Source organism: Micromonospora sp. NBC_00362, assembly GCF_026342155.1.
Taxonomy (GTDB): Bacteria; Actinomycetota; Actinomycetes; order Mycobacteriales; family Micromonosporaceae; genus Micromonospora; species Micromonospora hortensis.
This window is the reverse complement of the sequence record NZ_JAPENH010000001.1, coordinates 5987302-6013230: the sequence shown is the minus strand read 5'-3', so window position 1 is coordinate 6013230 and position 25929 is coordinate 5987302. Positions and strand designations below refer to the sequence as shown.

Below are 25929 nucleotides of genomic sequence, written 5' to 3'. Positions count from 1 at the left end.
TAGCGTGCTGGTCATGGCACTGCACCTGACCACCACCCCCCGCCGTCGTCGCGTCGCCGCTCCCGTCGCGCTAGGGCTCGCCACCACGCTCATCGTGCTCACCGGGTGCGACAACCTGTCGTTCCGTCGGCTCGACTACGACAACACCGAGGCGGTACGGATCACCACGGTCCGGCTCTCCGGGGGCTCGGGCGACGTGGTGGTCCGCGGCACCGGCCCGGCGTCCGAGGTGCGGATCAAGCGAGTGGTTCGCTACCAGGGCGGCGAACCGGACAACACCCGCTACGAAATCAAGGGCAGCGAGCTGGTGCTGGACACCGACTGTGGCTCACGGTGCAGTGTCTCGTACGAGGTGACGGTGCCGGAGGGTGTGGCGGTGCAGGGCGAGACCAGCTCCGGCAACGTCGAGCTGAGTCGGGTCGGCACCGTGGAGCTGCAGGTGCGCTCGGGCGACGTGCGGATCTCCGGTGCGTCGGGCGCGGTCGGGGTGGAGGCCCGTTCCGGCAACATCGAGGTGAGTGAGGCCGCCGCGGCGGTACGCCTGCGCGCCTCGTCCGGAGACATCAGCGCACGCCGGTTGGGCGGCACTGTCGACGCCGAGGCCAGCTCGGGCAATGTCAACGTCGAGCTGGACAAGCCCGCCTCGGCCCGGGTCCACGCCTCCAGCGGTGACGTCACGCTTGTGGTGCCGCAGGGCAGTTACCGGGTCCGGTCCAGCGCCGACTCCGGCGACAAGACCGTCACCGTCACCGACAACCCGGCGGCGTCCCTGGTGCTCGACGGTTCGGCAAACAGCGGCAACCTCACGATCAGCCAGCGCTGATCTCGACGTTGGCCCCGGCCGTGCGCTGCGCCGGCGCCACAGCTCGTCCGACGGTCGCCCCGGTAGCGTCAGCAGCGTCGGCACCCGGTCGGGCCCTGGAGTCGGCACCCGACCGGGCCGCCGCGTCGGCGGACTCCACCGGACCACCAGGGATCAGCTCCGGACGGCGGCGGGCCGCGACGTCCTCGACCCAGCCGACGGCCAGGGTGACCAGCCCCACCAGAGCGAAGACCAGCAGCACCCGGATGGCCAGGCCCACCGGGTCCTGGTGGGACCAGCCCACCACGTCGACCAGCGGAGTGAGCGCCACCACGAACGGCATGTGCCAGAGGTAGACGGTGAGCGCCCGCCGGTTGAGCACTGTCACCGCCCGGTCGGCCGGTCGGCTCCGGCTCAGCCAGGCCACCCCGGCCGGCGCCCGGCCCAGCACGATCAGGATGAACGCGGCCGACCAGAGGGCGTTGCCCAGGGGGTTGTCGTTCAGGTCGTACCCGCGCGGCCCGGGATGCGCGACGATCCAGGCGCCGCCGCCCACGGCGAGGGCGAGCGCCACCGGGTACAACACCCGGCCGGAGAGTCGGCGCAGCATCCCGGCCTGGTGGGCGAAGCCGAGCAGCCACGCACCGAAGTAGAGCCCGAACTCGCGCAGCACCGGCGGCGCCGGGTAGATCCCCACCTCGATCGTCACCAGCAGGACGTACGGGGCGAGCAGGGTCATCAGCGGGGCACGCCGGAACAGCCAGAGCGCGACCGGCGAGGCGAGCACGAACCAGAGATAGTCGCGCAGGTACCAGATGATGCTCAGCGCCAGCGCGCCCCAGTGATTGGCCGGCGGGTCAGTGATCGGGAACAGCCACAGCAGCACCCGAGGGGTCACCGACAACCCGCTGAACAGCATGGCCGGCACGAAGACCACAGCGAGCACCCACAGCGACGGCAGCAGTCGACGCAGCCGACGCCCGACCGCCGCCGGCCCGACCCGGGTCAGCGACGCGGCCATCAGCGAGCCTGCCAGCGCGAACATCACCGACATGGCGGGGAAGACGAGGGTGAGGGTCGCCCATCCGGTGACGTGGTAGACCACCACTCGAACGATGGCCAGGGCACGGAGGAGGTCGAGGTACCTGTTGCGCATCAGCCTGCATCTCGGTCGGGGACGCGGGGTAGAACTTTCCTACCCTGCGTGGCGCCCGCACCAAACGACAGCCATCTCAACCGAGCGTGAACATCCCCGGCGGCCCGACCGAGGGCGATAGTGCCGCCGGTCGGGCACGGTCGACGAGGTGGGTCAGAAGCCCAGCTTGCGCAGTTGCCTCGGGTCGCGCTGCCAATCCTTCGCGACCCGCACGTGCAGGTCGAGGTAGACCCGACCGCCGAGCAGCTCCTCGATCTGCTTGCGGGCGTTGGTGCCGACCTCCTTGAGCCGACTCGCCTTGTGCCCGAGCACGATGGCCTTCTGGCTGGGCCGCTCCACGTACAGGTCGGCGTAGATCTTCATGACCTGACCCTCGGGGATCATCTCCTCCACCACCACGGCGATGGAGTGCGGCAGCTCGTCGCGGACCCCCTCCAGGGCGGCCTCCCGGATCAGCTCGGCGACCAGCACCTGTTCCGGGTCGTCGGTGAGCATGTCGTCCGGGTAGAGCTGCGGCGACGGTGGCAGGTACTTGGTCATCACGTCGACGAGGGTGTCCACCTGGTGCCCGGACACCGCGCTCACCGGCACGATCTCGGCGAACTCCCCCATCTTGCTGACCGCCAGCAGCTGCTCGGCCAGGCGACGCTTGTCCACCAGATCGGTCTTGGTGACCACCGCCAGCACTGTCGCCTTCAACTCGGCCAACTCGCCGGTGATGAACCGGTCACCGCGCCCGACCGGCTCGTCGGCGGGGATGCACAGGCCGATCACGTCGACCTCGGTCCAGGTGGACCGGACCAGGTCGTTGAGACGTTCGCCGAGCAGCGTACGGGGGCGGTGCAGGCCCGGCGTGTCGACGAGGACCAGCTGCGACTCCGGTCGGTGCAGCACCGCCCGGATGACGTGCCGCGTGGTCTGCGGCTTGTTCGAGGTGATGGCGATCTTGGTGCCGACGATGGCGTTCGTCAGCGTCGACTTGCCAGCGTTGGGGCGACCGACGAAGCAGCCGAACCCGGCCCGGTACGGACGCGCCTCCGGATCCTGCACCGGGCTCACTGGGTCACCGTGCCGAGGACAGTGCCGTCCGGAGCGGCCACGTGGACCGGTGCGTCCGCCGCGAGGTCGCGTACCGCAGCGTGCCCGGCACCATCCAGCGTCGACGCCTCGGTCACCACCACCGCCGCCTCCAACCGAGTCGCCCCGGCCGCCACGGCCGAAGCGACCGCCAGCTGCAACGCGGTGAGCGTCAACGACGGCAGCGCGACACTGGCCGCCGCATACGTCCGGCCGTCCTGGTCGCGAACCGCGGCGCCCTCCACGGCACCGACCCGCGCGCGGGCTCCCCGGGCCAGGACGACGAGCTTGCCGTCCTCGGCGCTCAGGGCGCCCGACGCGGTGGGGGTGGGCCGGGCGGCAGGCGCGGCGGGTGTGTCAGGCATCGGCGGGTTGCCTCTCGTCGTCTCGATAGTTGTCAGTGTCGTCCCCCGGGCCGGCGTGCGCGCCGCGCCCCGCGGTGTCCTGCTCGTCGCCCGGTTCCACCCGACTGACCAGGACGGTGTCGATCCGGTTGCGCCGGCCGGTGGTGCCCTCGGCGACCAGACGGAGACCGGCGACCTCGGCCTCGGCGCCCGGGATCGGCACCCGCCCCAGCGACTGGGCGAGCAGACCGCCGACCGTCTCCACCTCGTCGGTGGGCAGGTCGGTCTCGAACATCTCGCCGAGATTCTCCACCGGCAGGCGAGCGGTCACCCGCACCGAGGAGTCCGCCAGACGTTCGACGGGCGGGCGCTCGACATCGTACTCGTCGGTGATCTCACCGACGATCTCCTCGAGGATGTCCTCGATGGTGACCAGACCGCCCGTGCCGCCGTACTCGTCGACCACGATGACCAGGTGGTTGCGGGCCGCCTGCATCTCGGACAGCAGGTCGTCGACCGGCTTGGACTCCGGTACGAAGGTAGCCGGGCGCATCAGCTCGGCCACCGGCAGCTGCTCGGCCTCCGGGTCACCGCCCCGGGAGCGCCGGATCAGGTCCTTGAGGTAGAGCACCCCCAGCACGTCGTCCACGCTCTCGCCGATCACCGGGATGCGGGAGAAACCGGAGCGCAGGAAGAGCGCCAGCGCCTGCGCGAGCGTCTTGCCCTCCTCGATCCACACCATCTCGGTACGCGGCACCATCACCTCACGGGCGATGGTGTCGCCGAGCGCGAAGACGGAGTGGATCATCTGGCGTTCGCCGTGCTCGACCACGCCGCGCTGCTCGGCCAGGTCGACCAGCTCCCGCAGCTCCACCTGGGTGGCGAACGGGCCTTCCCGGAAGCCGCGCCCCGGGGTGACCGCGTTGCCGATCAGGATCAGCAGCGACGCGAGCGGGTTGAGCGCCCGGCCCAACCAGCGGACCAGGGGCGCCACCGCACGACCCACGGCGTAGGCGTGCTGCCGGCCGATGGTGCGCGGGGCGACGCCCACGACCACGAAGCTGACCACCGTCATCGCGCCGGCGGTCACCAGCGCGGCCCGCCAGCCGGCGCCGAAGCTGTCCACCGCCACGAGCGCCACCAGCGTGGTGGCGGTCAGCTCGGCAAGCAGCCGCAACAGCAGGAGCAGGTTGAGGTGCCGGACGACGTCGCCGGCCACGACCTGGAGGGTACGGGCGCCGCGCACGCCGTCGCGGGCCAGCTCGGCGGCTCGGGCCGGTGACACAGCGGCGAGGGCCGCCTCGGTCATCGCGATCAGGCCGGCCAGCACCACCAGACCGGCCGCGAAGACGATCAGCTGAAAGTCGGGAAGGCCGGCGGTGGCGCCGGCCGCGAGTAACGGAGGAGTGGACATCACTGGGTGCGGGTCGACCGCCAGCTCGCCAGCAGCCGAGCCTGGAGTGCGAACATCTCCCGCTCCTCCTCCGGCTCGGCGTGGTCGTAGCCGAGCAGGTGCAGCACACCGTGCACGGTGAGCAGGTGCAGCTCGTCGGCCGGCGCGTGCCCGGCGGTCGCGGCCTGCTTGGCCGCCACCTCCGGGCAGAGCACGATGTCGCCGAGCAGTGCGGGCTCGCCGCCGGCCGGCGCCGACTCACCCGGGCCGTGGTCGACGCTGCCCTCGTCCATGGGGAAGGCGAGCACGTCGGTCGGGCCGTCGCCACCCATCCAGCGGTGGTTCAGCTCGGTCATGTAGTCGATGTCGACCAGCAGCACTGACAGCTCGGCGAGGGGGTTGACCCCCATCTCGTCGAGGGCGTGCCGGGCGACGGCGAGCACGGCGTCGGTGTCGACGTCGACACCGGACTCGTTGGCGATCTCGATGGACAACTGCTTTCCTCTGCTTTAGCGGCGGCGGGCGGCCCGGCCGCCCTGGGCGGGTCGCCCAGGCACGGCGTGAACGCCCTGCGCCTGCTGGTTCTCCCGCTCGGCGTCCCAGCGGGCGTACGCGTCGACGATCTCCCCGACCAGCTGGTGGCGGACCACGTCAGAGCTGGACAACTGGGAGAAGTGCACGTCCTCGACGTTTTCCAGGATCTCCCGAACCACCCGCAGGCCGCTGCTCGTCCCGCCGGGAAGGTCCACCTGGGTGATGTCACCGGTCACGACGATCTTGGAGTTGAAGCCGAGTCGGGTGAGGAACATCTTCATCTGCTCGGGCGTGGTGTTCTGCGCCTCGTCCAGGATGATGAACGCGTCGTTGAGCGTCCGACCCCGCATGTAGGCGAGGGGGGCGACCTCGATCGTGCCGGCGGCCATCAGCTTCGGGATGGTCTCCGGGTCGAGCATGTCGTGCAGCGCGTCGTAGAGCGGGCGCAGGTACGGGTCGATCTTCTCGTTGAGCGTGCCGGGCAGGAAGCCCAGTCGCTCGCCAGCCTCGACCGCCGGCCGGGTGAGGATGATCCGGTTGACCTGCTTGGCCTGCAACGCCTGGACGGCCTTCGCCATCGCCAGGTAGGTCTTTCCGGTGCCGGCCGGGCCGATGCCGAAGACGATGGTGTGGGTGTCGATCGCGTCGACGTACTTCTTCTGCCCGAGCGTCTTGGGGCGGATGGTGCGCCCGCGCCGGGAGAGGATGTTGAGTGTCAGGACCTCGGCGGGCCGCTCGGCGCTGCCCTGCTCGAGCATGCCGACGGTACGCCGGACGGCGTCACTGGTCAGGGTCTCGCCTTTCTCGATGAGTTCGAGGAGCTCGCTGAAGACCCGCTCGGCGAGGGCGTTGTCCGCGGGGTCACCGGTGATGGTGATCTCGTTGCCGCGGACGTGCACGTCACTGGTGACCGAGCGTTCGACGAGTCTGAGGATCTCGTCGCCTGCGCCGAGCAGATTGACCATGATCTTCGGGTCGGGCACGGTGATCCTGGTCTGCACCCGGGGCGGGCCGGGAGGTGGGGTGCCGGTCATAGGTTGGGCCGAAGGGCCCTGCGCCACCTGCTCTCGATCTCGGCGCCGGCCTCCTGGCCTGGCGTGCGGACGTTACACCCATCGTATCGGTTCAACGCGGGCCGCATCGCGCCCATTTCCGCTGGCCGCGATCAACTCCCGGCCCGGAAGTCGTACCTGTCGAAGGTCTCCTGGTGGCGGGTGAACCGGTACGTCGCCCAGTGCATCCGGACCACAGCGCCGGCCTCGTCCCGGGTCAGCCGCAGCAGCTCCCCGACCTCCCGGCCGGAGACCACCCGGAACACGTCCGGCTGGTCCGGCAGCGGGGTGAAGATCGCCGGCGGACGTCCGGCCGGGTCACCGACCCCGCGCGCCCGCAGGGTGCCGTCGTGCCAGGAGAAGACGTACTCGGAGCCCTCTCCCCACCAGCGGCCGAGAGCACCCCGCAGGGCCGCCGGTGCGGGTGCGCCGGGCCGCCAGGGCTCGATCTCGGCCGGGTCGTGCTCGACCGCCACGGCGAGCAGCCGGTGCGACAGATCGAACAATTCGCTCGCCGTGCCGGACGAGCCGAGCACCGCGGCACCCATCGCCCCGGGTGTGCCGTCACCGCCGCGACGGCCGTACGCCCCGGCGAGGAACCCGGGCATCGCCCCGTCGTGCCCCACGTGCATCACCCGCTCCCCCTGCGGGATCAGGATCAGCCCGAGCCCGAAGCCCGCGCCCCAGAGCGTCTCGTCGGTGGTGGTCAGCGGCCAGCGCATCTCGTCCAGGGTGGCCGGGGCGAGGACCGCGCCGGTCGGGTCCAGCGCCGCCGGGTCGGCCAGGAACGCCGCCCAGCGGGCCATGTCGGTGGCGGTGCTCCAGAGCTGGGCGGCCGGGCCGACCGCGCCGAAGTCGGTCGGCGGTTCCGGGTGCGCCTCGTCGGAGTACGCGTCGACCAGGAACCCGGTGGCCGCCGTCGGCCGTGGGGTCACAGTGGTGTCGGTCAGCCCCAGTGGCGTCAGGATCCGCTCGGTGAGCGCCTGCGCCCAGCTGCCACCCCGGAGCCGGGCGACGAGTTGACCGAGCACGGCCACGCCCAGGTTCGAGTAGTGGAACCGCCGGCCGGTCGGCAGCACCCGCTCGGCCCGGTCCAGCTCGGCGACAAGTTGGCGGTCGTCCGGTGCGCGCAGGCTGTCCCACACATCGCCGAACGGCTCGCGTTGCAGGCCACCGGTGTGCGACAGCAACCGGCGCACTGTCAGCTCGCCGTGCGCCGGAAGGTCCAGGTGCCGGCCCACCGGGTCGTCCAGGTCCAGCAGCCCGTCGTCGCGGCACTGCAGGACCAGCACCGCTGTGAACGTCTTGGTGATCGAGCCGATCCGGAACTGGGTGCCCGCGTCCAGAGGGCCGGCGGTGCCGGTCTCGCCGACAGTGCAGCTCCAGAGCGGTCGGTCGGCCCGGTGCAGTGCCGCGGACACCGCCGGCACCCGGGCGTCGGCCTGCACCCGCCGGACCAACCGGTCCAGGTGCTCGTTCACCCCGGAGCCGGGCGCCGCATCTGCGGTCATGCCCCCGCTCCGCTTCGCTGCGCGTCGGCGTGCGGCGCCCCACTGAGCCTTCTGGTTCGCTCGCTGCGCTCGCTCACGCGAGGTCCCGGGCGAGCATCGGGCCGAGCGGCGCACCGCCGAGCAGGTGCGCGTGCACGTGGAAGACCTCCTGCCCGCCGTACGCGCCGGTGTTGAACATCAGCCGGAAACCGTCGCCGAGCAGCCCCTCGTCCTCGGCCACGGCGGCGGACGTCGCCAGCACGTCGGCCGCCAGCGCCGGGTCGCCCTGGGCGAGCGTGGCGACGTCGGCGTAGTGCTCCTTCGGAATGACCAGGACGTGCACCGGCGCCTTCGGGTCGATGTCGCGGAAGGCGAGCGTGGTCTCGGTCTCCCGGACCACTGTGGCCGGGATCTCCCCGGCGACGATGCGGCAGAACAGGCAGTCGGATCCCATCGGGGCAGTGTAAGGACCAACGGGCCGGGGCGCTCCGGCGCAGCATGCGCCGCCGGCCCGTTCGAAGGGGAAGACACGGCTGAGGCAGGATGGCCGGCATGACGGATCGGGCGGTACTCGTGACCGGGGCCTCGCGCGGGATCGGCCGCGCGGTGGCGACGGCGTTCGCAGTCGGCGGCGACCGGGTGGCCATCCACCACCGCGACTCCGCCGACGCGGCCGAGGAACTGCGCGCGCAACTGCCGGGCACCGGGCACGTCGTGGTCCGCGCCGACCTCACCGATCCGGGCGCGGTCCGGGTCATGGTGGACCGCGCCGCCGAACTGCTCGGCGGGCTCGACGTGCTCGTCAACAACGCCGGGACGTACGGCGACCGCGACGACCCGCACCCGATCTTCGGCGCCTCGTACGAGGAGTGGCAGCAGCGCTGGCGGCAGGTCATGGAGACCAACCTGACCGGCGCCGGCAACGTCACCTGGTGCGCCGCCCAGCACATGCGCGAACGCGGCGGGAGGATCGTCAACGTCTCGTCCCGTGGCGCGTTCCGCGGCGAACCGGAGCAGCCGGCGTACGGCGCCAGCAAGGCGGGGCTGAACGCGCTGGGCCAGTCGCTCGCCGTGGCGCTCGCGCCGTACGGCATCACTGTCGCCACCGTCGCGCCGGGCTTCGTGGCGACCGACATGACCACCGAGCACCTGCGCGGCGAGCGGGGCGCGGCCATCCGGGCGCAGAGCCCGTTCGACCGGGTCGGCCAACCGGAGGAGATCGCCGCCGCCGTGCACTGGCTGGCCTCGCCGCAGTCCGAGTGGGCCTCCGGCACCATCGTCGACCTCAACGGCGCCTCCTACCTGCGCAGCTGAGGTCGACGCGTTCGGCAGATCACCCGACCGGGGAGGTGGTTCGCGGTTCGCGGGAGGGTAAGTCCCACCGACATGGCCGACTCCGCGTTGCTGGACCTCACCGCCGACTACCGGGTGGCCGATGGCCACGACGACGACCCTGTCTTGCTCCGCCCCGACGGCACCCCCGTCGAGACCTGGCGCGAGGACTACCCGTACGACGAGCGACTGGACCGCGAGGAGTACGACCGCGACAAGCGGCTGCTCCAGATCGAGCTGCTGAAACTCCAGGACTGGATCAAGGAGTCCGGCGAGCGTTTGGTGATCCTCTTCGAGGGCCGGGACGCGGCCGGCAAGGGCGGCACCATCAAACGCTTCATGGAGCACCTCAACCCGCGTGGCGCGTCGGTGGTGGCGCCCGCCAAGCCGGACGAGCGGGAAGCCGCCCAGTGGTACTTCCAGCGGTGGCTGGCGCACCTGCCGGCGGCAGGTGAGATCGTGCTGTTCGACCGTTCCTGGTACAACCGGGCCGGCGTGGAGCGGGTGATGGGCTTCTGTAGCCGCAAGGAGTACCTGGAGTTCCTGCGGCAGGCCCCGGAGCTGGAACGGATGCTGGTGCGCTCGGGCATCCGGCTGGTCAAGTTCTGGTTCTCCGTCTCCCAGAACGAGCAGCGCACCCGGTTCGCGATCCGCCAGGTCGACCCGGTCCGGCAGTGGAAGCTGTCCCCGATGGACATCGCCTCACTCGATCGGTGGGACGAGTACACCGAGGCCAAGGAGGCGATGTTCTTCTGGACCGACACGGCCGACGCGCCGTGGACGGTGGTGAAGAGCAACGACAAGAAGCGGGCCCGGCTCGAGGCGATGCGGCACGTGCTGCACCGTTTCGACTACACCGGCAAGGACCCCGAGGTGGTCGGCGCACCGGACCCGCAGATCATCGGGCCGGCCGGGCTGGACCTGGGGCCCGAGGAAGAGGTGGTGCCGGTCTTTCCCCGGCCCTGAACGAGCCCGGGGCCCGCTGTCACCAGCGGCCGAGGCGGGTGGCGAGCACGCTGAGGGCCGCCACCCCGGCGGTGGAGGTGCGCAGCACGGCCGGCCCGAGGCGTACGGGTCGCCCGCCGGCCTCGGCGAAGGCGGTCAGCTCGGCCGGGGCGATGCCACCCTCCGGGCCGATCACCAGCACGATCTCACCGGTGGAGGGCAGCTCGGCGGTGGTGAGCCGCTCGTCGGCCTCCTCGTGCAGCACGAACCCGGCGGCGGCGCCGGCGATCCGACAGGCAACGGTGGCGGTGGACTCGTCCGGCGCACCGGCCACCACCGGCAGCCACGGCCGGCGGGCCTGCTTGGCCGCCTCCCGGGCGGTGGCCACCCACTTCTCCCGGGCGCGTACGCCCCGGTCACCGCGCCACTGGGTCACCGAACGCGAGGCCGCCCAGGGCACGATCTCGTCCACCCCGACCTCGGTCATCGCCTGCACGGCGAGCTCGCCCCTGTCGCCCTTGGCGATGCCCTGCACTGTCACCAAACGGGGTACGGGCGCGTCCGCGTACCCCCGGGAGGTGATGCTGACCTCCAGGCTGCCCCGGCCGACGGCCGTGACCACGCCGGCGGCCGTGCCACCCCGACCGTCGGCGAGCAGCAACTCCTCGCCGACGCGCAGTCGCTGCACTGTGGCGGCGTGGTGCCCCTCCGGGCCGTCCAGTGTCAGCGCGTCACCGGTGGGCAGCGCCTCCACCAGGAACAGCGGCGCGGACACCTCAGGCGTGCCCGTTGAACGCGTCGCGCATCCGGGAGAAGAAGCCGCCCTGCTTGGACAGCTCGGCGACCTCCTCACCACGGGTCTTGGCGAAGTCGCGCAGCATCTTCTCCTGGTCCGGGTCGAGCTTGGTCGGCGTCCGCACGTCCAGGTGCACGTAGAGGTCGCCTCGGCCGGTGCCGCGCAGGTGCGGCACGCCCCGGGCGCGCAGTCGCAGCGTGCTGGCCGGCTGGGTGCCGGCCTTGACGTCGACGGTCTCCTCGCTGTCCAGCGTCTTGATGGTCAGCCGGGTGCCCAGGGCCGCCGCCGTCATCGGCACCGTGACCCGGCAGTGCAGGTCGTCGCCCTTGCGGGAGTACACGTCGTGCGGGCGCTCGTGGATCTCCACGTAGAGATCGCCGGCGGTGCCGCCGCCGGGGCCCACCTCGCCCTGCTGGGCCAGCCGGATCCGCATGCCGTCCTCGACGCCGGCCGGGATCTTGACGGTCAGCGAGCGGCGGGTCCGCACCCGGCCGTCGCCGGCGCAAGTGGGGCAGGGGTGCGGGATGGTGGTGCCGTAGCCCTGGCACACGGTGCACGGCCGGGCGGAGACCACCTGGCCGAGGAAGGTGCGCTGCACCGACTGCACCTCGCCCCGACCGCCGCACGCCTCGCAGGTCGCCAGGTGCGTGCCGGCGGCAGTGCCGGCGCCGGAGCAGGTGGTGCAGAGCACAGCGGTGTCGACGGTGATCGGCGCCTCGACGCCGAAGGCCGTCTCGTGCAGGTCGAGTTCGAGCCGCAGGATCGCGTCGGCGCCCGGGCGGGTACGCGGCCGTGGGCCACGCGCGCCACCTCCGGCACCGCCGAAGAACGCGTCCATGATGTCCTGGAAACCGACGAACGGGCCGGCGCCTCCGGGCCCACCCGGGCCACCGGCGCCGCCACCACCAGGGGCGAGCGGGTCGCCACCCAGGTCGACGATCTGCCGCTTCCGGTCGTCCGAGAGGACCTCGTACGCGGCGTTGATGTCCTTGAACTTCTCCTGAGCCTCCGGGTCCGGATTGACGTCCGGGTGGAACTGGCGCGCCAACTTGCGGTAGGCGCGCTTGATCTCGTCATCGGAGGCTTCCCGGCTCACACCGAGAATGCCGTAGTAGTCCCTGGCCACTGCGTTCCGTGTCCTCATGTTCGTCTCGCGTTGCGCCGGTCGGCGGCCGCAGCCGGCCGCGTCGGCCCTGACCAATCAGTTCTGGGCCAGCAACTCGCCCACGTAGCGTGCCACGGCGCGCACCGTGGCGATGTTGCCGGGGTAGTCCATCCGGGTGGGCCCCAGCACCCCCAGGCCGCCCACAATTGTGGTGCCCGGGCCGTACCCGGTGCTGACCACCGAGGCGGCGCGCAGGTTGTCGAACTCGTTCTCGTCGCCGATCAGCACCCGGGTCGTGCTCGGCTCGGTCTCACCGATGAGTTTGAGCAGCACGACCTCCTCCTCCAGAGCTTCGAGGATCGGCCGCAGGGAGCCCTGGAAGTCGAGCAGGCCACCCCGGGTGAGGTTCGCGGTGCCGGCGAGCGCGATCCGCTCCTCGTGCCGCTCGACGAGCGTCTCCAGCAGGACTGTGGCGAGCGTGGTCATTGTCGGACGCAGGCCGGTCGGCGCTTCCTCGACCAGCGCCTGCACCAGCGGCGGTGTCTCGGACAGCCGGGCGTTGGCGAGCTTCTCGTTGATCAGTCGGCGCAGGTCGGTGACGTCGTCGGCGGGCACCGGCCCGGGCAGCTCGACGAGGCGCTGCTCCACCCGCCCGGTGTCGGCGATCATGACGAGCATCAGCCGGGTGGTGGAGATCGGCACCAGCTCCAGGTGACGCACCGAGGAGCGGGCCAGGCTCGGGTACTGCACGACGGCGACCTGCCGGGTCAGCTGGGCGAGCAACCGCACCGTGCGGTGCACCACGTCGTCGAGGTCGACAGCGCCGACCAGGAAGCGCTCGATGGCCCGGCGCTCGGCCGGGCTGAGCGGCTTGACCCGGGACAACCGGTCGACGAAGAGGCGGTAGCCACGGTCGGTGGGCACCCGGCCGGCGCTGGTGTGCGGCTGCCGGATGTAGCCCTCCTCCTCCAGCACGGCCATGTCGTTGCGGACCGTGGCCGGGGAGACCCCGAGCTGGTGCCGCTCGACCAGCGCCTTGCTGCCGACCGGCTCCTGGGTGGAGACGTAGTCTTCGACGATGGCGCGGAGCACTGCGAGTTTCCGGTCGTCGAGACCCATCCTCCGCACCTCCTGTCGCACGTCGGCCGCCGGCGCTCTGGGCCGGCCGGGCCGTCCTGGCACTCGACTGTAACGAGTGCCAGTCTACGTCGGCAGGCCCGCCGACGCGATGATCAACGGCCACCCTTCGGTGCGGCCCACACCACCCTGTCAGGCCGATCGGCCCACACTGCCAGGCGGTGTCGCTCTGGTGCGGCGTTGCCACTGGCACCTACCGTGACATCCATGACTGAACCTCCTCGCCCTCCCGGGTCGGGCGACCCCGGCAACTACCCGCCGGAGCCCACCTCCCCAGGCCCGTTCCCGTCGGCCGAGCCGCCCACCGCACCACTGTCCGGGGCACCCGGCCCGGCCGGGTATCCCCCGCCCGGTGGCTATCCGCCGCCCACCGGTGACCAACCGCCGTCAGGCGGCTACCCTCCGGCAGGCGGCTACCCCCCGGCGGGGGGCTATCCCCCGCCCGGCGGCTACCCGGCCGGTGGGGCCTACGGCGGCCCCGGCGGCGGCTACGCCACCAACGAGGACAAGACCTGGGCGCTGGTCGCGCACTTCGGCGGCGCGCTCGGCGCGCTGGTCAGCTTCGGTCCGCTGGGCTTCGTCGCCCCGCTGATCGCCTACCTGGCCCGCGGCCAGCAGTCGCCGACCGTCCGGGCGCACGCCCTCGCCGCCCTGAACTTCCAGATCCTCTGGTCGATCATCGCGTTCGTGCTGCTCTTCGTGAGCTGGTGCCTGCTCTTCCTGCCCAGCATCGCCGTCGTGGTGATCCAGATCCTGTTCGGGATCATCGCCGGCATCAAGGCCAACGAGGGCACCCCGTACCGCTACCCGATGACCGCCAACTTCATCAAGTGAACCAGGCCGGCCGCTCCCCCGGCCGGCCCGGTTCACCGCTGTCCCGGTCCGGGGGGCGGTGGGCCAGTCAGGGCAGCAGGTCGCGGACCACCGCGTCGGCGAGCAGCCGCCCGCGCAGTGTGAGCACCGCCCGGCCGGCGGCGTACTCGTCGGCGGCCAGGAGACCGCCGGCCAGCGCCCGTTCGGCGCCGGCCCGGCCGGTGGCGTCGAGCACCGCCAACGGGAGGCCGCTGGCCAGCCGCAGCCGGAGCATCACGTCCTCCATGTGCGCCTCGTCGACGGTGAGCACCTCCCGGGCCAGACCGGGAGACGCGCCGGCTGCCAACCGCTGGGCGTACGCCGAGGGGTGCTTCACGTTCCACCAGCGCACCCCACCGACGTGGCTGTGCGCCCCCGGCCCCAGCCCCCACCAGTCCGCGCCGGTCCAGTAGAGCAGGTTGTGCCGGCAGCGGGCCTCCTCGGTGCGGGCCCAGTTGGAGACCTCGTACCAGGAGAGCCCGGCCGCGTCGAGCGCGGCCTCCGCGGCCAGGTAGCGGTCGGCGGCCACGTCGTCACTGGGGTACGCCAGTTCGCCGCGTCGCATCCGGGCGGCGAGCCGGGTGCCGTCCTCGACGATCAGGGCGTACGCGCTGACGTGGTCCACCCCGGCGGCGACCACCTGCTCCAGCGAGGCGGCGAAGTCCTCGGCCCGCTCCCCGGGGGTGCCGTAGATCAGGTCCAGGTTGACGTGCTCGAACCCGGCGTCGCGCGCCTCCAGGGCTGCGGCGGTGGCCCGGCCGGCGCTGTGTTTGCGGTCCAGGATCGCCAGCACCCCCGGGGAGGCGGACTGCATGCCCAGCGAGATCCGGGTGTAGCCGGCGGCCCGCAGCAGCTTCAACGATTCCGGGGTGACCGACTCGGGGTTGGCCTCGGTGGTCACCTCGGCGTCGGCGGCCAGCCCCCAGGTGCGGTCGATGCCGTCGAGGATGCGGGCCAGGTCGTCGGCGGGGAGCAGGGTGGGCGTGCCGCCGCCCACGAAGACGGTGTCGACCCGGGGCGGCGGGGTGTCGCCGAGCACCCGGCCGGCGAGCTTCAGCTCGGCCAGGACCGTGTCCGCGTACCCCTCGCGGCTCGCGCCGCCACCCAGCTCGGACGCCGTGTAGGTGTTGAAGTCGCAGTATCCGCAGCGGCTGGCGCAGAACGGGACGTGCACGTACACGCCGAAGCCGCGCGCGCCGACCGCCGTGGTGGCGGTGGCGGGCAACGATCCGTCGACGGGGACGGTCTCACCATCTGGAAGGACGCCGGGCATGGCCACTAGTGTGCCCGGCATGACCTCTCCCGACGTCCTCGTGCGGGTCGCCACGGCCCGTGGGGTGACCACCCTCACCCTGGACAGCCCGCACAACCGCAACGCGCTCTCCACCGGCCTGATGACCCAACTGCTGGCCGGGCTGGCGGATGCTGTCGCCGACGAGGCGGTCCGCGTGATCGTGCTCGACCACACCGGCCCGGTCTTCTGCTCCGGCGCGGACCTGAAGGAGACCGCCGCGGCGTACGCCAGCGGGACGGTGCCGGCCGGGATGCTGGGTGACGTGCTCGCGGCGCTCTGGGAGTGCCGGAAGCCGGTGCTGGCCCGGGTCGGCGGGCCGGCGCGGGCCGGTGGGCTGGGCCTGATCGCCGCCGCCGACCTGGCGGTCTGCGCCGACGAGGCGACGTTCGCGTTCACCGAGGTACGCATCGGGGTGATCCCGGCAGTCATCTCGGCGACCGTGTTGCCCCGGCTGCACCCGCGCGCCGCCGCCGAGCTGTACCTGACCGGCGACACCTTCGACGGGCGCCGGGCCGCCGAGATCGGGCTGGTGACGGCCTCGGTCCCGGCGGACGGGTTGGACGACGCGGTACGGGGCTACTGCGACTCGCTGGTGCGCGGCGCGCCCGGGGCACTGGCCGGCGCGAAGGAGCTGCTGCGCCGACCGGGTACGGCCGAGCTGCGCGCCGATCTGGCCCGGCTCTCCGCCGTCTCGACCGGTTACTTCCTGTCGGACGAGGGGCGTGAGGGGGTCATGGCGTTCCGCGAGAAGCGACCGGCGCGCTGGGTGCCCGCTCTCGACGACTGACGATCGGGGCGCCGCCGTCGTTCGGCGGCGCCCCGTTTCCTGCCGGGTCACCAGGCGGTCGCGCCGCCGTCGACCGGGTAGTTCGCCCCGGTGATGTACGACGCCCGATCGGACGCGAGGAAGACCACCAGCTCGACGACCTCCTCGGGGCGCGCGAAGCGCTTGAGGAGCGTCTTGGCGGTGATGGCGTCCCGCGCCTCCTGGTTGTCACCGAGGTCGCGTTCGCTGGCCGGAGTGAGTGTGGGCCCGGGGCTGATCGCCACCGCGCGGATGCCGTGGGGCGCGCCTTCGAGCGCGAGCTGTCGCGTCATGCCGATGATGCCGGCGTTCGCGGCGGTGTGACCGACCATCGGCGGGACGTGGCCGCCGATCAACCCGGCCATGGAGGCGGCGCTGATGATGACGCCGCCACCGCGCCGGACCAGGTGCGGCCAGGCGAACTTCGACACGAAGTACGGAATGTCGAGTTCCCCGGTGATGGTGTAGCGCCAGTCCTCCACGGAGAAGTCGGGCATCGGGCCGAAGCGGAGCGCGGCTGCGTTGTTGTAGACCACGTCGAGCCCGCCGTAGGCGGCTGCGGCGTCGTCGACGAGCTTGCGTACCTGCTCGGGGTCGGTGAGGTCGACCGGCGCGATGCCGGTCATCTCGCCGCCGGCGCTGCGGACGAGTTCGACAGTCTCGTCGTTACCGGCGACCTGGAGGTCTGCCCCGACGACCTTCGCGCCCTCGCGGGCGAAGGTCAGTGCCGCGACGCGCCCCAGACCACCGCCGGTGCCGGTGATCAGCACGACCTTGCCATCGAGCGTTCCCATGGAAATCCTCCTCGTTCGGCGACCAACACGTCCGGCTATGCGGTGGTAGGTCGGATTGACATGTCAACCGACTCAAGTCCTTGACCGGTCAATCGCTTCCCGATATCGCTTACCCGGTGACGCGCGCGACACCCCTGCACCACGGGCTGATGCCGCAACGACGCGGCAGGTGAGATCGCGAGCTGAGCGGGAACGTCGCCAACCGGTACGCGACAGCGGAGCCGCCCCGAATCGGTCGGAGTCGGCCAGGCTGGGCCCGAACCGCTCGGACGACCCGCGGAGGGCCTGCGGGGACGTACGCTTGGCGAACTGTCGATCTGGGGGTGTGGGTGCGAACTCGGGCAACCGTGGCGGGTGGAGTGGCGCTCATCCTCATCGCCGTGATCGCGATCTGGCTCGTCGTACGGCAGGTCGGCGACAATCTGACGTTGCCACTGATGGCACGCAAGTGCACGGTGCAGGCCGACGGACGGGTCGCGCTGGACGCCGACCAGATGGCCAACGCGGCGACCATCGCGGCGATCGGCGCGAAGCGCGGAATGCCCGAGCGGGCCGTCGTGGTCGCGCTAGCCACCGCGTACCAGGAGTCCGGGCTGCGCAACCTCGCCGCCGGCGACCGCGACTCGGTCGGCCTGTTCCAGCAGCGGCCAAGCCAGGGCTGGGGCACTCCGGCGCAGATCCGCGACCCGCGTTACGCGGCCAACCGGTTCTACGCGGCCCTGAAGAAGGTGCGCGGCTGGGAGGAGATGCGGGTCACCGACGCCGCCCAGCGGGTGCAGCGCTCGGCGTTCCCCGAGGCGTACCAGAAATGGGCCGACGACTCCGAGGTGCTCAGCCGGGCTCTGCTCGGCGACGCCAGCGGCGCTGTCGCCTGCTCGGTGGGGCGCACCCCGGCGATGCACGGGGCGGCGGCGGCCGCGCAACTGACCCGCAACCTGGTGCTGGACTGGGGGCTGAAGGGCACCGACCCGACCGACCCGACCGGGTTGGCGGTGACTCCGGGTGACCAGCGCGACGGCTGGCGGTACGCGCACTGGCTGGTCTCGCACGCCCAGGACCACGGCGTGAAGCGGGTTCGCTTCGGCGACCTGGAGTGGACCGCCCGCGACGGCTCGTGGGGCCGGGTGGACGGCCGGCAGAACCCCGCCGGCCAGGTGGTGGCCGAGGTGTTCAACGAGGGCTGATCGACCCGGATCTCTTAACCGGCAGTCACCGCACAATCGGGCAAAGCGCACCTAATCGCACTATTGATCACTCGGATCTCACTCTGTGCGATTCTCTCGCTGCGTGGGGTCCCGCCGTGGCCCAATCCCGCACGACACCCTCCCCGAGGCCTGGACCGCCGCGTTACGATCGGCGGCCTGTGCCAGAAAAGGTTTCACCTCATGGGGAGGGGTACGACGCGGTGTTCGATTACGGCGACCGGACCGGTTACGAACCGATCAGCGACACTGACCGCAAGGAGTTCCACGAGCAGGGCTTCCTCCTGCTGCGCAACGTCCTGACGGAGGACCACCGGGCGGCGCTGGAGGCGGCGGTCGACCGCGTCTACGCGGAGGAGCAGGCCAAGGGCACCACCAAGAAGGACGGCACCCTGCACCTGCTGGGCTTCCTGGAGCGCGACGAGCTCTTCGGTGAGCTGCTGACCCACCCGGTCGCCTTCCCGTACATGTGGGGGCTGGCCGGCTGGAACATCTACACCCACCACAACCACCTGGACGTCACCCCGCCGGCCGCCGAGCCGGAGAAGCCGTACTGGGGTTGGCACCAGGACGGGTACCGGCAGAACTCCGACCCGGAGACGATGGACCCGAACCTGCCCCGGCCGATGTTCTCGCTGAAGGTCGCGTACGTCCTGTCGGACCTCTCCGAGACCGGCCGCGGCGCCACCAAGGTCATCCCGGGCAGCCACCTGAAGAACTCGCTGCCCCGGCCGGCGGACCTCACCGTGCAGAACCCCGACCCGGAGGGCACGGTGGAGATCACCGCCAACCCGGGCGACGCCTTCATCTTCGACCGCCGGCAGTGGCACTCGCGGTCGACGAACCTGTCGACCATCACCCGCAAGATGCTCTTCGTCGGGTACACCTACCGGTGGATCCGTCCCCTGGACGAGCTGCACCCCGACGTGGACGGCGAGTGGTACCGCAACCGCACCCCCGTTCAGCGCCAGCTGATCGGTGAGGGCACCCACACCGCCAACTACTGGGGCATCAACTGGGACGGGTACGTCGACGACGAGATCCCGCTGCGCAAGGAGCTCAAGGAGCGCGGTCTGCTCGACCGCAACATCCCCTGGCTCCGCTGATCCACTGCTCGTAGGACGGCCCCCTGCCGACGCCCAGCGTTGACAGGGGGCCGTTGCACGTCCGCGGACCGACCGCTCGGGCCGAGCCCGTTCCGGCCACCGGGAACCGCCCTGTCGGTAGCGTGGCGGGTGCGCAGGTCGGGGCGTGGTGCCCAGGGCGTGGGGTGGCACAGGAGGCAGCGCAGTGACATCCGCTCCGCTCCCCCGGATCCTCCGCCGCCGCGGCGAGCCGCAATACCCGACCTTCCTGGAACTCTTCTTCGACCTCGTCTACATCTTCATGTTCTCCCGGCTCGCTGCCAGCCTTGCCGAGGACCTGACCATCCGGGGCGCGGCGCAGACCGCCGTCCTGCTGCTGGCCGCCTGGTGGGTCTGGGTGCTGACCGCGTGGCTCACCGACCTGTTCAACCCCCGACTTCCGATCATCCAGGCGACCACCCTGCTGGTCATGCTCGGCACCCTGCTGATGGCGATCGCGACTCCGTACGCCTTCGGTCGGTACGGCTGGCTCTTCGTAGCGGCCTACTTCGCCATTCACCTGGTCCGCGACGCCGTCCTGATCCCCGGCACCCGGGTGAACCGGCCGATCCAGGCCAGGAGCATCCGGGTGTTCTTCTGGTTCGGCGTCACAGTGACGCCCTGGGTGGCCGGGGTGTTCGCGGACGAGACCGCCCGACTGGTGCTCTGGTCGCTCGCGGTGGCTGTCGACCTCGGCTCCGCCCGGATCGGTTGGCCGACGCCGAGACTGGGGCGTACCGAGCTCACCAGCCAGATCTTCACCGGGGTGCACCTCTCCGAGCGGCACCGGGCGATCTTCATCGTCGCGCTCGGCGAGTTGATCCTGAGCACCGGCACGGGGCTGGCCGGCAGCGGATTCACTGCCGGCGCGGTGGCTACCGGCGCTGTCGCGTTCGTCAGCGCGGTTCTGCTGTTCCAGCTCTACTTCCAGCGGGTCCAGCGGATCCTGGCACCACCGAGCGTCGCGACTGTGGAACGCGTCCGCTCCGGCACCTCCACCTCGTACAGCCATCTGGTCATGGTCGCCGGGGTGGTGTTGGTCTCGACCAGCACCTCGCTGGTCATCGACCGGCCGTTCGGTAGCGCCCCGGCCGAGCTGATTGTCGCCACCCTCGGCGGACCGGTTCTGTTCCTGCTCGGCAGCGTCCTGTTCGACGCGGTGGTGACCGGCCGGACCCTCTGGTCCCGAGTGCTGGCGATCGTGGTGTTGTGTGCCCTGATGGCGCCCGCCACACTCCTGCTTCCGCCGCTGGCCGCCCTGGTGCTGGCCAACCTGGTCCTCCTGGTCACCCTTGTCGGCGAGGGGATGGCCGCGCGTAGCCGCCTGGTCGGGGCCGCCGCGCCATCGCGATGAAGCGCCGTCGACGGCCCCCGGACAGAGTCACCGCAGCATCGGCGGTGCCGGTGTACGCGCGTGTCGCCGGGTGCTCACCAGGTTCGCCACGGCGATCAGGAGCAGCACCGCCATGGCGAGCAGGGCGATCAGCACCGGCGGCAGCAGGGGCGTGGCCGGCGCCACGCACGCCAGCAGCGCCAGCCCGGCCACCCGGGACCGCGAGATCCGCCCGAACACTGTGAAGTCGAGGACGCCCCGGCCGACCAGGTACAACGCGGGTCCGCCGAGGATCACCGCGGCCCACGAGGGCGGGGTCTCGCCCAACGGGCGGCTCACCACGAGCCGGCTGGTGACCGCCGCGCCGACGATTCCGGCCACCATGATCAAATGGGTGACCGCGGCGGACTGGGTGAGCAGCGCCGGATAGGACGACCGGGCGATCGCGTCGGTCAGCAGCTCACCGGCGCGGTAGATGTAGATCCGCCACATCAACACGATGGTGGTGAACACCACGAGGAGAGCCCAGGCTCGCTCCATCGTGTACTCGCTCATGCTGAAGGTCGTGCCGGTCACGAAGATCGAGACACCGAGCGCGACGATGACGAACTGCCGGTAACGCTCGGCCACCCGCGCGCCGACCAGCCGCCAGTCGCGCGGTCGTGAGCGGCCGATCCCGGGCACCGGCCAGCCCAACGCCGCTGCGCCGTACTCGACGATGACAGCGAGCACCCAGATCGCCAGCTGCCCCGAGCCGCCGACGAGCGCCCCGCCGATCCAGCCGACGCCGGCGACGGCCTCCCAGATCAGGATCCGGATGCTGCGACGCGGCGGCCTCCTGAGCGAGACGACAAGGATGTAGTAGGCCGCGGTACTGAGGTGGATGACCACGTACGTGGTGGCGAAGAGCAGCCGGTGATCGCCGTACGCATCGGCCGCGAGCGCGGCCAACAGCAGGCTGGCCGCCGCCACCCAGATGAACAGCCCCTGCCCAGCCGGGCGGGTCAGGTCGACGCTGTCCGCCGTCCACACCGTCAGCGCCCAGATCATCGTGAACCCGAGCAGCAGCACCAGCGTCTCTGCGACGCCCGCCCAGGTCAGGTTCTCGGCCAGCACCGTCGCCAAGGTGACCAGCGCGAAAACGTAGACGAGGTCGAAGAACAGCTCCAGGAACGCCGGACGCTCCAGGCCCGGATCGGGGGGTGACGCCCCTGCGGCACCACCGTCCGTCGCCATCGACATCGCGCTCCACCCGGTCCCCGCCGCACGCCCTCCGTGGGGACAATACGGGCAAGTCCGGCGCTGGACCGGTCATCGGGTTCTTCCGGGTCGGATTCGCCGAGCCCGCCGGTGCTCGTCGCGGCCGACACCGTCGGTGCTCGTCGCGGCGTCGCGGCGGATGCCGTCGGGGTCGGTCAGCCCTGGGCGGCGAGGCGGCGGCGGGCCTTCTCCTGGATCGACGCCGGCAGATCCTCGACGTCGAGCAGCCGGGGCAGCAACTCCGGTTCCAGGCTGGTCGCCCGGAACACCTCGCCGATGGTCACCCCGTGCGCCGGACGGTCCACCACCTCGACCGGGTCACCCGCGCCGACCTCCCCCTCGCGCAGCACCCGCAGGTAGGCCCCGGGCGATGCCCGGACGGTGAACCGCTTGATCAGATCCGGTACGCCCCAGAACCCGGCGAACGTGGTGCAGGGCGTGCGCGGCTTGGTGACCTGCAGCAGGGCGGAGCCGACCTGCCACTGCTCGCCGATCACCGCACCCGTCACGTCGACCGCGTAGGTGGTCAGGTTCTCGCCGAAGCCGCCGGGCGGTATGGCGCGGCCCAGTTCGGCCACCCACCAGGCGGCGTCCTCCTCCGCGTACGCGTAGACCGCCTGGTCCGGGCCGCCGTGCTGGGGTCGCTCGGCGATGAAGTCGCCCGCCAGGCCGCCGGTGAGCAGCGACACCGGGACGTCGACCGGCCGCTTGTCGATGCCGCTGCGACCGCTCGCGTCGCTGGCCCACCCAGCCTCGGTCACGATGCCGAGGTTCACCGCTGCCACCCTGCCCGTCATGAACGCCAGCCTAGTGGCGGTCAGCACCGACGTCGGCCCACGCGGGGCGGGGTCAGCCCTTGACGGCGCCGGCCACCAGGCCGGAGACCATCCGACGTTGCACCAGCAGGAAGAAGATGATGACCGGCAGGGTGAACAGGGTGGACGCGGCCATCACCGGCCCCCAGTTGGTGTCGTCCCGACCGAAGAAGAAGGTCATCGCCACCGGAAGCGTGTAGCTGCCCTGGTCGTTGATGAACGTCAACGCGAAGATCAGCTCGTTCCACGCGGTGATGAAGGAGAAGATGCTGGTGGCCACCAGGCCGGGCGCTACCAGCGGGAAGAGCACCCGGCGGAAGATCTGGGCCCGGCTGGCCCCGTCGATCGCCGCCGCCTCCTCCAATTCCTTGGGCACCGCTGCGACGAAGCCGCGCAGCATCCAGACCGCGAACGGCAGCGAGAAGCCGAGGTACGTGAGGATCAGGCTGGGCAGGGTGTTGTAGAGCCCGAGTCGCTGGATCATCAGGAACAGCGGGATGACCAACGCCTCCAGCGGGATCATCTGCACCACGAGCAGCATGATCAGGAAGCTGGTCCGCAGCTTGAAGCGGAACCGGGCCACAGCGGTCGCGGCGAGCAACGCCACCAGACCGCTGAGCACCACAGTCGAGACAGCTACCAGCGCGCTGTTGAGGAAGAAGTCGAGGAAGCTGACGCCGGGGATCAGGTTGCCGGTCAGGATCTCCCGGTAGTGCGCCAACGTCGGGTGAGTCGGCACCGGCTGCGGGGTGGCCGAGAAGATCTCGTTGCTCGGCTTCAGCGAGGTGGAGATCATCCAGTAGACCGGGAACGCCGCGAAGAGCGCGACCAGCAGCCCGGCGCCGTTGAGGGCGATTTTCTTCACGACTCGTCCTCCTGCCTGAGCACCATCCGTACGTAGAAGCCGGTGACCACGAGCAGGATCAGCGTGAGGATCACCGCGATGGCCGCGCCGAGCCCGTACTTGGGCGGCGGGGAGAAGGCTTCGGCGTACGAGTAGATGGCGAGCATGAACGTCGGCCGGTCCTGGGTGCCGCCGGCCAGCACGAACTGCTGGGTGAAGACCTTGAAGTCCCAGATCGTGGAGAGCACGATCAGGATCCCGAAGACCGGGCGCAGCAACGGGAAAGTGATCTTCCAGAAGACCCGCCACGGGCTGGCGCCGTCCACCCGGGCCGCCTCGTGCAGCTCACTCGGCACGCTCTTGAGACCGGCCAGCACGCTCACCGCGATGAACGGGAACGAGTGCCAGACCACCACCAGGGTGAGGATGGAGAAGAAGAGCAGCGGCGAGTTGAACCAGCCGTAGCCGGTCCAGTCGCTGCGACCGAACAGGCTGTTCGAGAGCCCGTCCGGCAACGCGTTGAACAGCCACGTGACGAGGCCACTGGTGTCGTCGAAAATCCACTTCCAGACGATGGTGCCGGTCAGCGCCGGGGTCGCCCAGGCGAGCATCACGCAGCTGGCCACGAACGTGGCCATCTTGCGACCGAGCCGGTTGAGCAGCAGCCCCACCAGGGTGCCGAGCACCATGGTGAGCAGCACGTTGGCCGCGGCGAACAGAACGGTGTTGCGCAGCACGGTCAGGAAGAACGGGTCGGAGAGGATGTCGACGTAGTTGCCGAGCCCCACCCACGGCCACTCCCGGTCGCCGCGCAGTTGCCGGACGCTGTTCAGCCGGTAGAAGGACATCACCACCACCTGGCCGAGCGGCCAGAGCAGCAGCACCCCGATGATCAGCAGGGCGGGCAGGAGCAGCAGGTAGGGCAGGCGGTCCACCCGGCGACGCCGCCGCGCTGGGGTCTCCCGCGCGGCGGCCGTCTCCGGGCTTGTGGTCTGTGAGATCACTTGCTGTTCAAAATGCCTTCCATCTCACCGGCCGCGTCGGCGGTAGCCTTCTCGACCGTCTTCTGACCCTTCATGACCGAGCTGTTCATCGCCTGGGTCACCGTCTTCGTCCGGCTGACCTCCACCCACTTCGGGGTGAGCGGCGTGAGCTTGGTGTTCTGCATGGTGGTGGCGAACGACGCCATCACCTTGTCGTTCGCGTACGCGTCACCGGCGACCAGGTCCTTGTAGACCGGGAAGAAGCCGAGGCTGCTCGCGAAGCTCTGCGCGTTCTTCTTGTTCAGCAGCACGGTCAGGTAGTCCCAGGCCAGGTCCTGCCGCTGGCTGTCCTTCCAGATCGCCACGTCCGAGCCGCCCGCGAAACCGGGTGCCGCCGTGCCGTCCGGGCCGGGGATCGGGAACGTACCCCAGACCTTCTCGATCTCGGGGTTGTCCTTCTTGATGGCGCCCTGCTGCCAACTGCCGGCGAAGGCCATCGCGGCCTTGCCGGTGGCGAACTGGGTACGCGCGTCGATCTCGTTCCAACTCGCCGCCGCCGGCGGGGCGACCTTGTGCACGGTCACCAGGTCGGTCCAGAACTTGACGGCCCGCTGCGCCTCGGGCGTGGTGTAGCCGGACTTCCAGGTGCCGCCCTGGTTGCTGGCGATCTCGCCGCCGGCGCCCCAGAGGAAGGAGTAGAAGGGCAGCTCGGAGTTGCCGGGCAGGGCGATGCCGTAGGTGCCCTTCTTCTTCGCCTGCACGGCCTTGGCCACAGTGACCAGCTCGTCCCAGTTCTTCGGGGGCTGCACGCCGGCCTCGGCGAACCAGTCGGTGCGGTAGTAGATGGCGCGCACACCGGCGTACCAGGGCACGCCGTACTGCTTGCCGTCGAGCTGAGCGTTGCGCACCAGGTCGGGCAGCAGATCCTTGCCGTCGGCCCAGCCGCCCATCCGACCACTCACGTCGGCGAGCGCCTCCTGGGCGGCCCAGCCCTGAGTCTCGGTGTTGCCGAGCTCGGTGATGTCCGGCCCCTCACCACCGGCGAGCGCCGCCTGGAACTTCTTGGGCGCCTCCAGCCAGGGAATGTACTGCACGACCACATCGGTGTCGGGGTGCTTCTGGCGGAACTCGGCCTCGACCCCGTCGAGGAAGGAGTTCTGCGCGTCGCCGCCCTCGCCCATCATCCAGACCGTGAGCTTGCTGTCGTCAGCCGCGTCGTCGCTGGAGCCTCCACAGCCGGTCAGCACCATCGCGGCCGAGGCCACCATGGCGGTGACCGGGGCCAACCGCTTCCACCTGTTCACGCCACTTCTCCCCTCGCGCCGCTTGGAACTAACCTTCTCCGCCGCACCCTAGTACGGAGAATTCCTTTACGACAGTGGGCGGGACTGGCCGAAACGTGGCGACCGTACCGCAGCGGCCCGACGACAGGCACTCCCACATCCAGCCAAAGTCGGGCC

26 protein-coding genes are annotated in these 25929 nt (G+C 71.0%); 8 read left to right on the top strand and 18 right to left on the bottom strand.

Translation table 11 applies throughout. From position 1 onward, the window contains the following. Positions 1-13: 13 nt before the first annotated feature. Positions 14-823 (top strand): DUF4097 family beta strand repeat-containing protein, encoded by an 810-nt coding sequence (locus OG992_RS27780; protein ID WP_266304671.1) that lies wholly within the window; start codon positions 14-16, stop codon positions 821-823. Here OG992_RS27780 and OG992_RS27775 read toward each other — a convergent pair. From OG992_RS27775 to OG992_RS27740, 8 genes are all read right to left on the bottom strand, one after another. Further along, positions 810-1958 carry an acyltransferase gene (locus tag OG992_RS27775; RefSeq protein WP_266304670.1) on the bottom strand — a complete coding sequence of 383 codons (1149 nt, stop codon included), beginning with the start codon at positions 1956-1958 and terminating at the stop codon, positions 810-812. The two genes, OG992_RS27780 and OG992_RS27775, sit on opposite strands and share 14 nt — an antisense overlap. Positions 1959-2111: 153 nt before the next feature. Then, entirely contained in the window at positions 2112-3017 is a 906-nt protein-coding gene (gene era, locus OG992_RS27770) for a GTPase Era (RefSeq protein WP_181518637.1), read from the bottom strand. Further along, positions 3014-3400, bottom strand: coding sequence for a cytidine deaminase (locus OG992_RS27765; RefSeq protein ID WP_266304669.1), 387 nt, complete (start codon positions 3398-3400; stop codon positions 3014-3016). Before OG992_RS27765 ends, era begins: the two co-directional genes overlap by 4 nt. Next, positions 3393-4817 (bottom strand): hemolysin family protein, encoded by a 1425-nt coding sequence (locus OG992_RS27760; RefSeq protein WP_266305287.1) that lies wholly within the window; start codon positions 4815-4817, stop codon positions 3393-3395. Before OG992_RS27760 ends, OG992_RS27765 begins: the two co-directional genes overlap by 8 nt. Then, positions 4793-5266 (bottom strand): rRNA maturation RNase YbeY, encoded by a 474-nt coding sequence (ybeY, locus tag OG992_RS27755; RefSeq protein WP_030491788.1) that lies wholly within the window; start codon positions 5264-5266, stop codon positions 4793-4795. The genes OG992_RS27760 and ybeY overlap by 25 nt, the downstream gene beginning before the upstream one ends. A 15-nt stretch (positions 5267-5281) precedes the next feature. Then, positions 5282-6340: a PhoH family protein gene (locus tag OG992_RS27750; RefSeq protein ID WP_266304668.1), complete on the bottom strand. Its 1059-nt coding sequence runs from the start codon at positions 6338-6340 to the stop codon at positions 5282-5284. A gap of 131 nt (positions 6341-6471) precedes the next feature. Further along, positions 6472-7869 (bottom strand): serine hydrolase, encoded by a 1398-nt coding sequence (locus OG992_RS27745; protein WP_266304667.1) that lies wholly within the window; start codon positions 7867-7869, stop codon positions 6472-6474. 73 nt (positions 7870-7942) lie between these two features. Further along, positions 7943-8302 (bottom strand): histidine triad nucleotide-binding protein, encoded by a 360-nt coding sequence (locus tag OG992_RS27740; RefSeq protein ID WP_266304666.1) that lies wholly within the window; start codon positions 8300-8302, stop codon positions 7943-7945. Positions 8303-8400: 98 nt separating this feature from the next. Between OG992_RS27740 and OG992_RS27735 the strand changes: the two genes are divergently transcribed. Then, positions 8401-9162, top strand: a complete 762-nt coding sequence (locus OG992_RS27735) for an SDR family NAD(P)-dependent oxidoreductase (protein ID WP_266304665.1) — start codon at positions 8401-8403, stop codon at positions 9160-9162. Between the two features lie 72 nt (positions 9163-9234). Then, a complete protein-coding gene (ppk2, locus tag OG992_RS27730; protein WP_266304664.1) occupies positions 9235-10146 on the top strand; it encodes a polyphosphate kinase 2 in 912 nt (303 codons plus the stop codon). Positions 10147-10165: 19 nt separating this feature from the next. Here ppk2 and OG992_RS27725 read toward each other — a convergent pair whose 3' ends face one another. The 3 genes from OG992_RS27725 to hrcA all read right to left on the bottom strand — a co-directional run bounded on the left by OG992_RS27725 (position 10166) and on the right by hrcA (position 13145). Beyond that, positions 10166-10900, bottom strand: a complete 735-nt coding sequence (locus OG992_RS27725) for a 16S rRNA (uracil(1498)-N(3))-methyltransferase (protein WP_266304663.1) — start codon at positions 10898-10900, stop codon at positions 10166-10168. 1 nt (position 10901) lies between these two features. Further along, complete coding sequence (dnaJ, locus tag OG992_RS27720; RefSeq protein ID WP_181518639.1) at positions 10902-12047, bottom strand: molecular chaperone DnaJ; 1146 nt, start codon at positions 12045-12047, stop codon at positions 10902-10904. Positions 12048-12122: 75 nt separating this feature from the next. After that, on the bottom strand, positions 12123-13145 hold the full coding sequence (gene hrcA, locus OG992_RS27715) for a heat-inducible transcriptional repressor HrcA (protein WP_091409786.1): 1023 nt from the start codon (positions 13143-13145) through the stop codon (positions 12123-12125). A 225-nt stretch (positions 13146-13370) separates the two neighbouring features. Between hrcA and OG992_RS27710 the strand changes: the two genes are divergently transcribed. Next, on the top strand, positions 13371-13997 hold the full coding sequence (locus OG992_RS27710) for a DUF4870 domain-containing protein (RefSeq protein ID WP_266304662.1): 627 nt from the start codon (positions 13371-13373) through the stop codon (positions 13995-13997). 67 nt (positions 13998-14064) lie between these two features. Here the strand turns inward: OG992_RS27710 and hemW are convergent, their stop codons facing one another. Beyond that, positions 14065-15288 carry a radical SAM family heme chaperone HemW gene (gene hemW, locus OG992_RS27705; RefSeq protein ID WP_266305286.1) on the bottom strand — a complete coding sequence of 408 codons (1224 nt, stop codon included), beginning with the start codon at positions 15286-15288 and terminating at the stop codon, positions 14065-14067. 19 nt (positions 15289-15307) lie between these two features. Here hemW and OG992_RS27700 point away from each other — a divergent pair, with 19 nt between their 5' ends. Next, positions 15308-16096, top strand: a complete 789-nt coding sequence (locus OG992_RS27700) for an enoyl-CoA hydratase-related protein (RefSeq protein WP_266304661.1) — start codon at positions 15308-15310, stop codon at positions 16094-16096. A gap of 47 nt (positions 16097-16143) precedes the next feature. On the opposite strand, the gene OG992_RS27695 is transcribed toward OG992_RS27700, so the two are convergent. Then, entirely contained in the window at positions 16144-16908 is a 765-nt protein-coding gene (locus OG992_RS27695) for an SDR family NAD(P)-dependent oxidoreductase (RefSeq protein WP_266304660.1), read from the bottom strand. 323 nt (positions 16909-17231) lie between these two features. Between OG992_RS27695 and OG992_RS27690 the strand changes: the two genes are divergently transcribed. The 3 genes from OG992_RS27690 to OG992_RS27680 all read left to right on the top strand — a co-directional run bounded on the left by OG992_RS27690 (position 17232) and on the right by OG992_RS27680 (position 20588). Next, entirely contained in the window at positions 17232-18092 is an 861-nt protein-coding gene (locus tag OG992_RS27690; RefSeq protein WP_266304659.1) for a hypothetical protein, read from the top strand. Between the two features lie 221 nt (positions 18093-18313). Then, on the top strand, positions 18314-19216 hold the full coding sequence (locus tag OG992_RS27685) for a phytanoyl-CoA dioxygenase family protein (protein ID WP_266304658.1): 903 nt from the start codon (positions 18314-18316) through the stop codon (positions 19214-19216). 184 nt (positions 19217-19400) lie between these two features. After that, positions 19401-20588, top strand: coding sequence for a low temperature requirement protein A (locus OG992_RS27680; RefSeq protein ID WP_266304657.1), 1188 nt, complete (start codon positions 19401-19403; stop codon positions 20586-20588). A gap of 27 nt (positions 20589-20615) precedes the next feature. Here the strand turns inward: OG992_RS27680 and OG992_RS27675 are convergent, their stop codons facing one another. The 5 genes from OG992_RS27675 to OG992_RS27655 form a co-directional block, all read right to left on the bottom strand. Next, entirely contained in the window at positions 20616-21809 is a 1194-nt protein-coding gene (locus OG992_RS27675; protein WP_266304656.1) for a low temperature requirement protein A, read from the bottom strand. 173 nt (positions 21810-21982) lie between these two features. Then, on the bottom strand, positions 21983-22624 hold the full coding sequence (locus tag OG992_RS27670; RefSeq protein ID WP_266304655.1) for an MOSC domain-containing protein: 642 nt from the start codon (positions 22622-22624) through the stop codon (positions 21983-21985). A gap of 52 nt (positions 22625-22676) precedes the next feature. Then, entirely contained in the window at positions 22677-23507 is an 831-nt protein-coding gene (locus OG992_RS27665; protein ID WP_238678492.1) for a carbohydrate ABC transporter permease, read from the bottom strand. Beyond that, on the bottom strand, positions 23504-24490 hold the full coding sequence (locus OG992_RS27660) for a carbohydrate ABC transporter permease (RefSeq protein WP_266304654.1): 987 nt from the start codon (positions 24488-24490) through the stop codon (positions 23504-23506). Before OG992_RS27660 ends, OG992_RS27665 begins: the two co-directional genes overlap by 4 nt. After that, positions 24487-25773 (bottom strand): sugar ABC transporter substrate-binding protein, encoded by a 1287-nt coding sequence (locus tag OG992_RS27655; RefSeq protein WP_266304653.1) that lies wholly within the window; start codon positions 25771-25773, stop codon positions 24487-24489. Before OG992_RS27655 ends, OG992_RS27660 begins: the two co-directional genes overlap by 4 nt. Between the last annotated feature and the right edge of the window lie 156 nt (positions 25774-25929).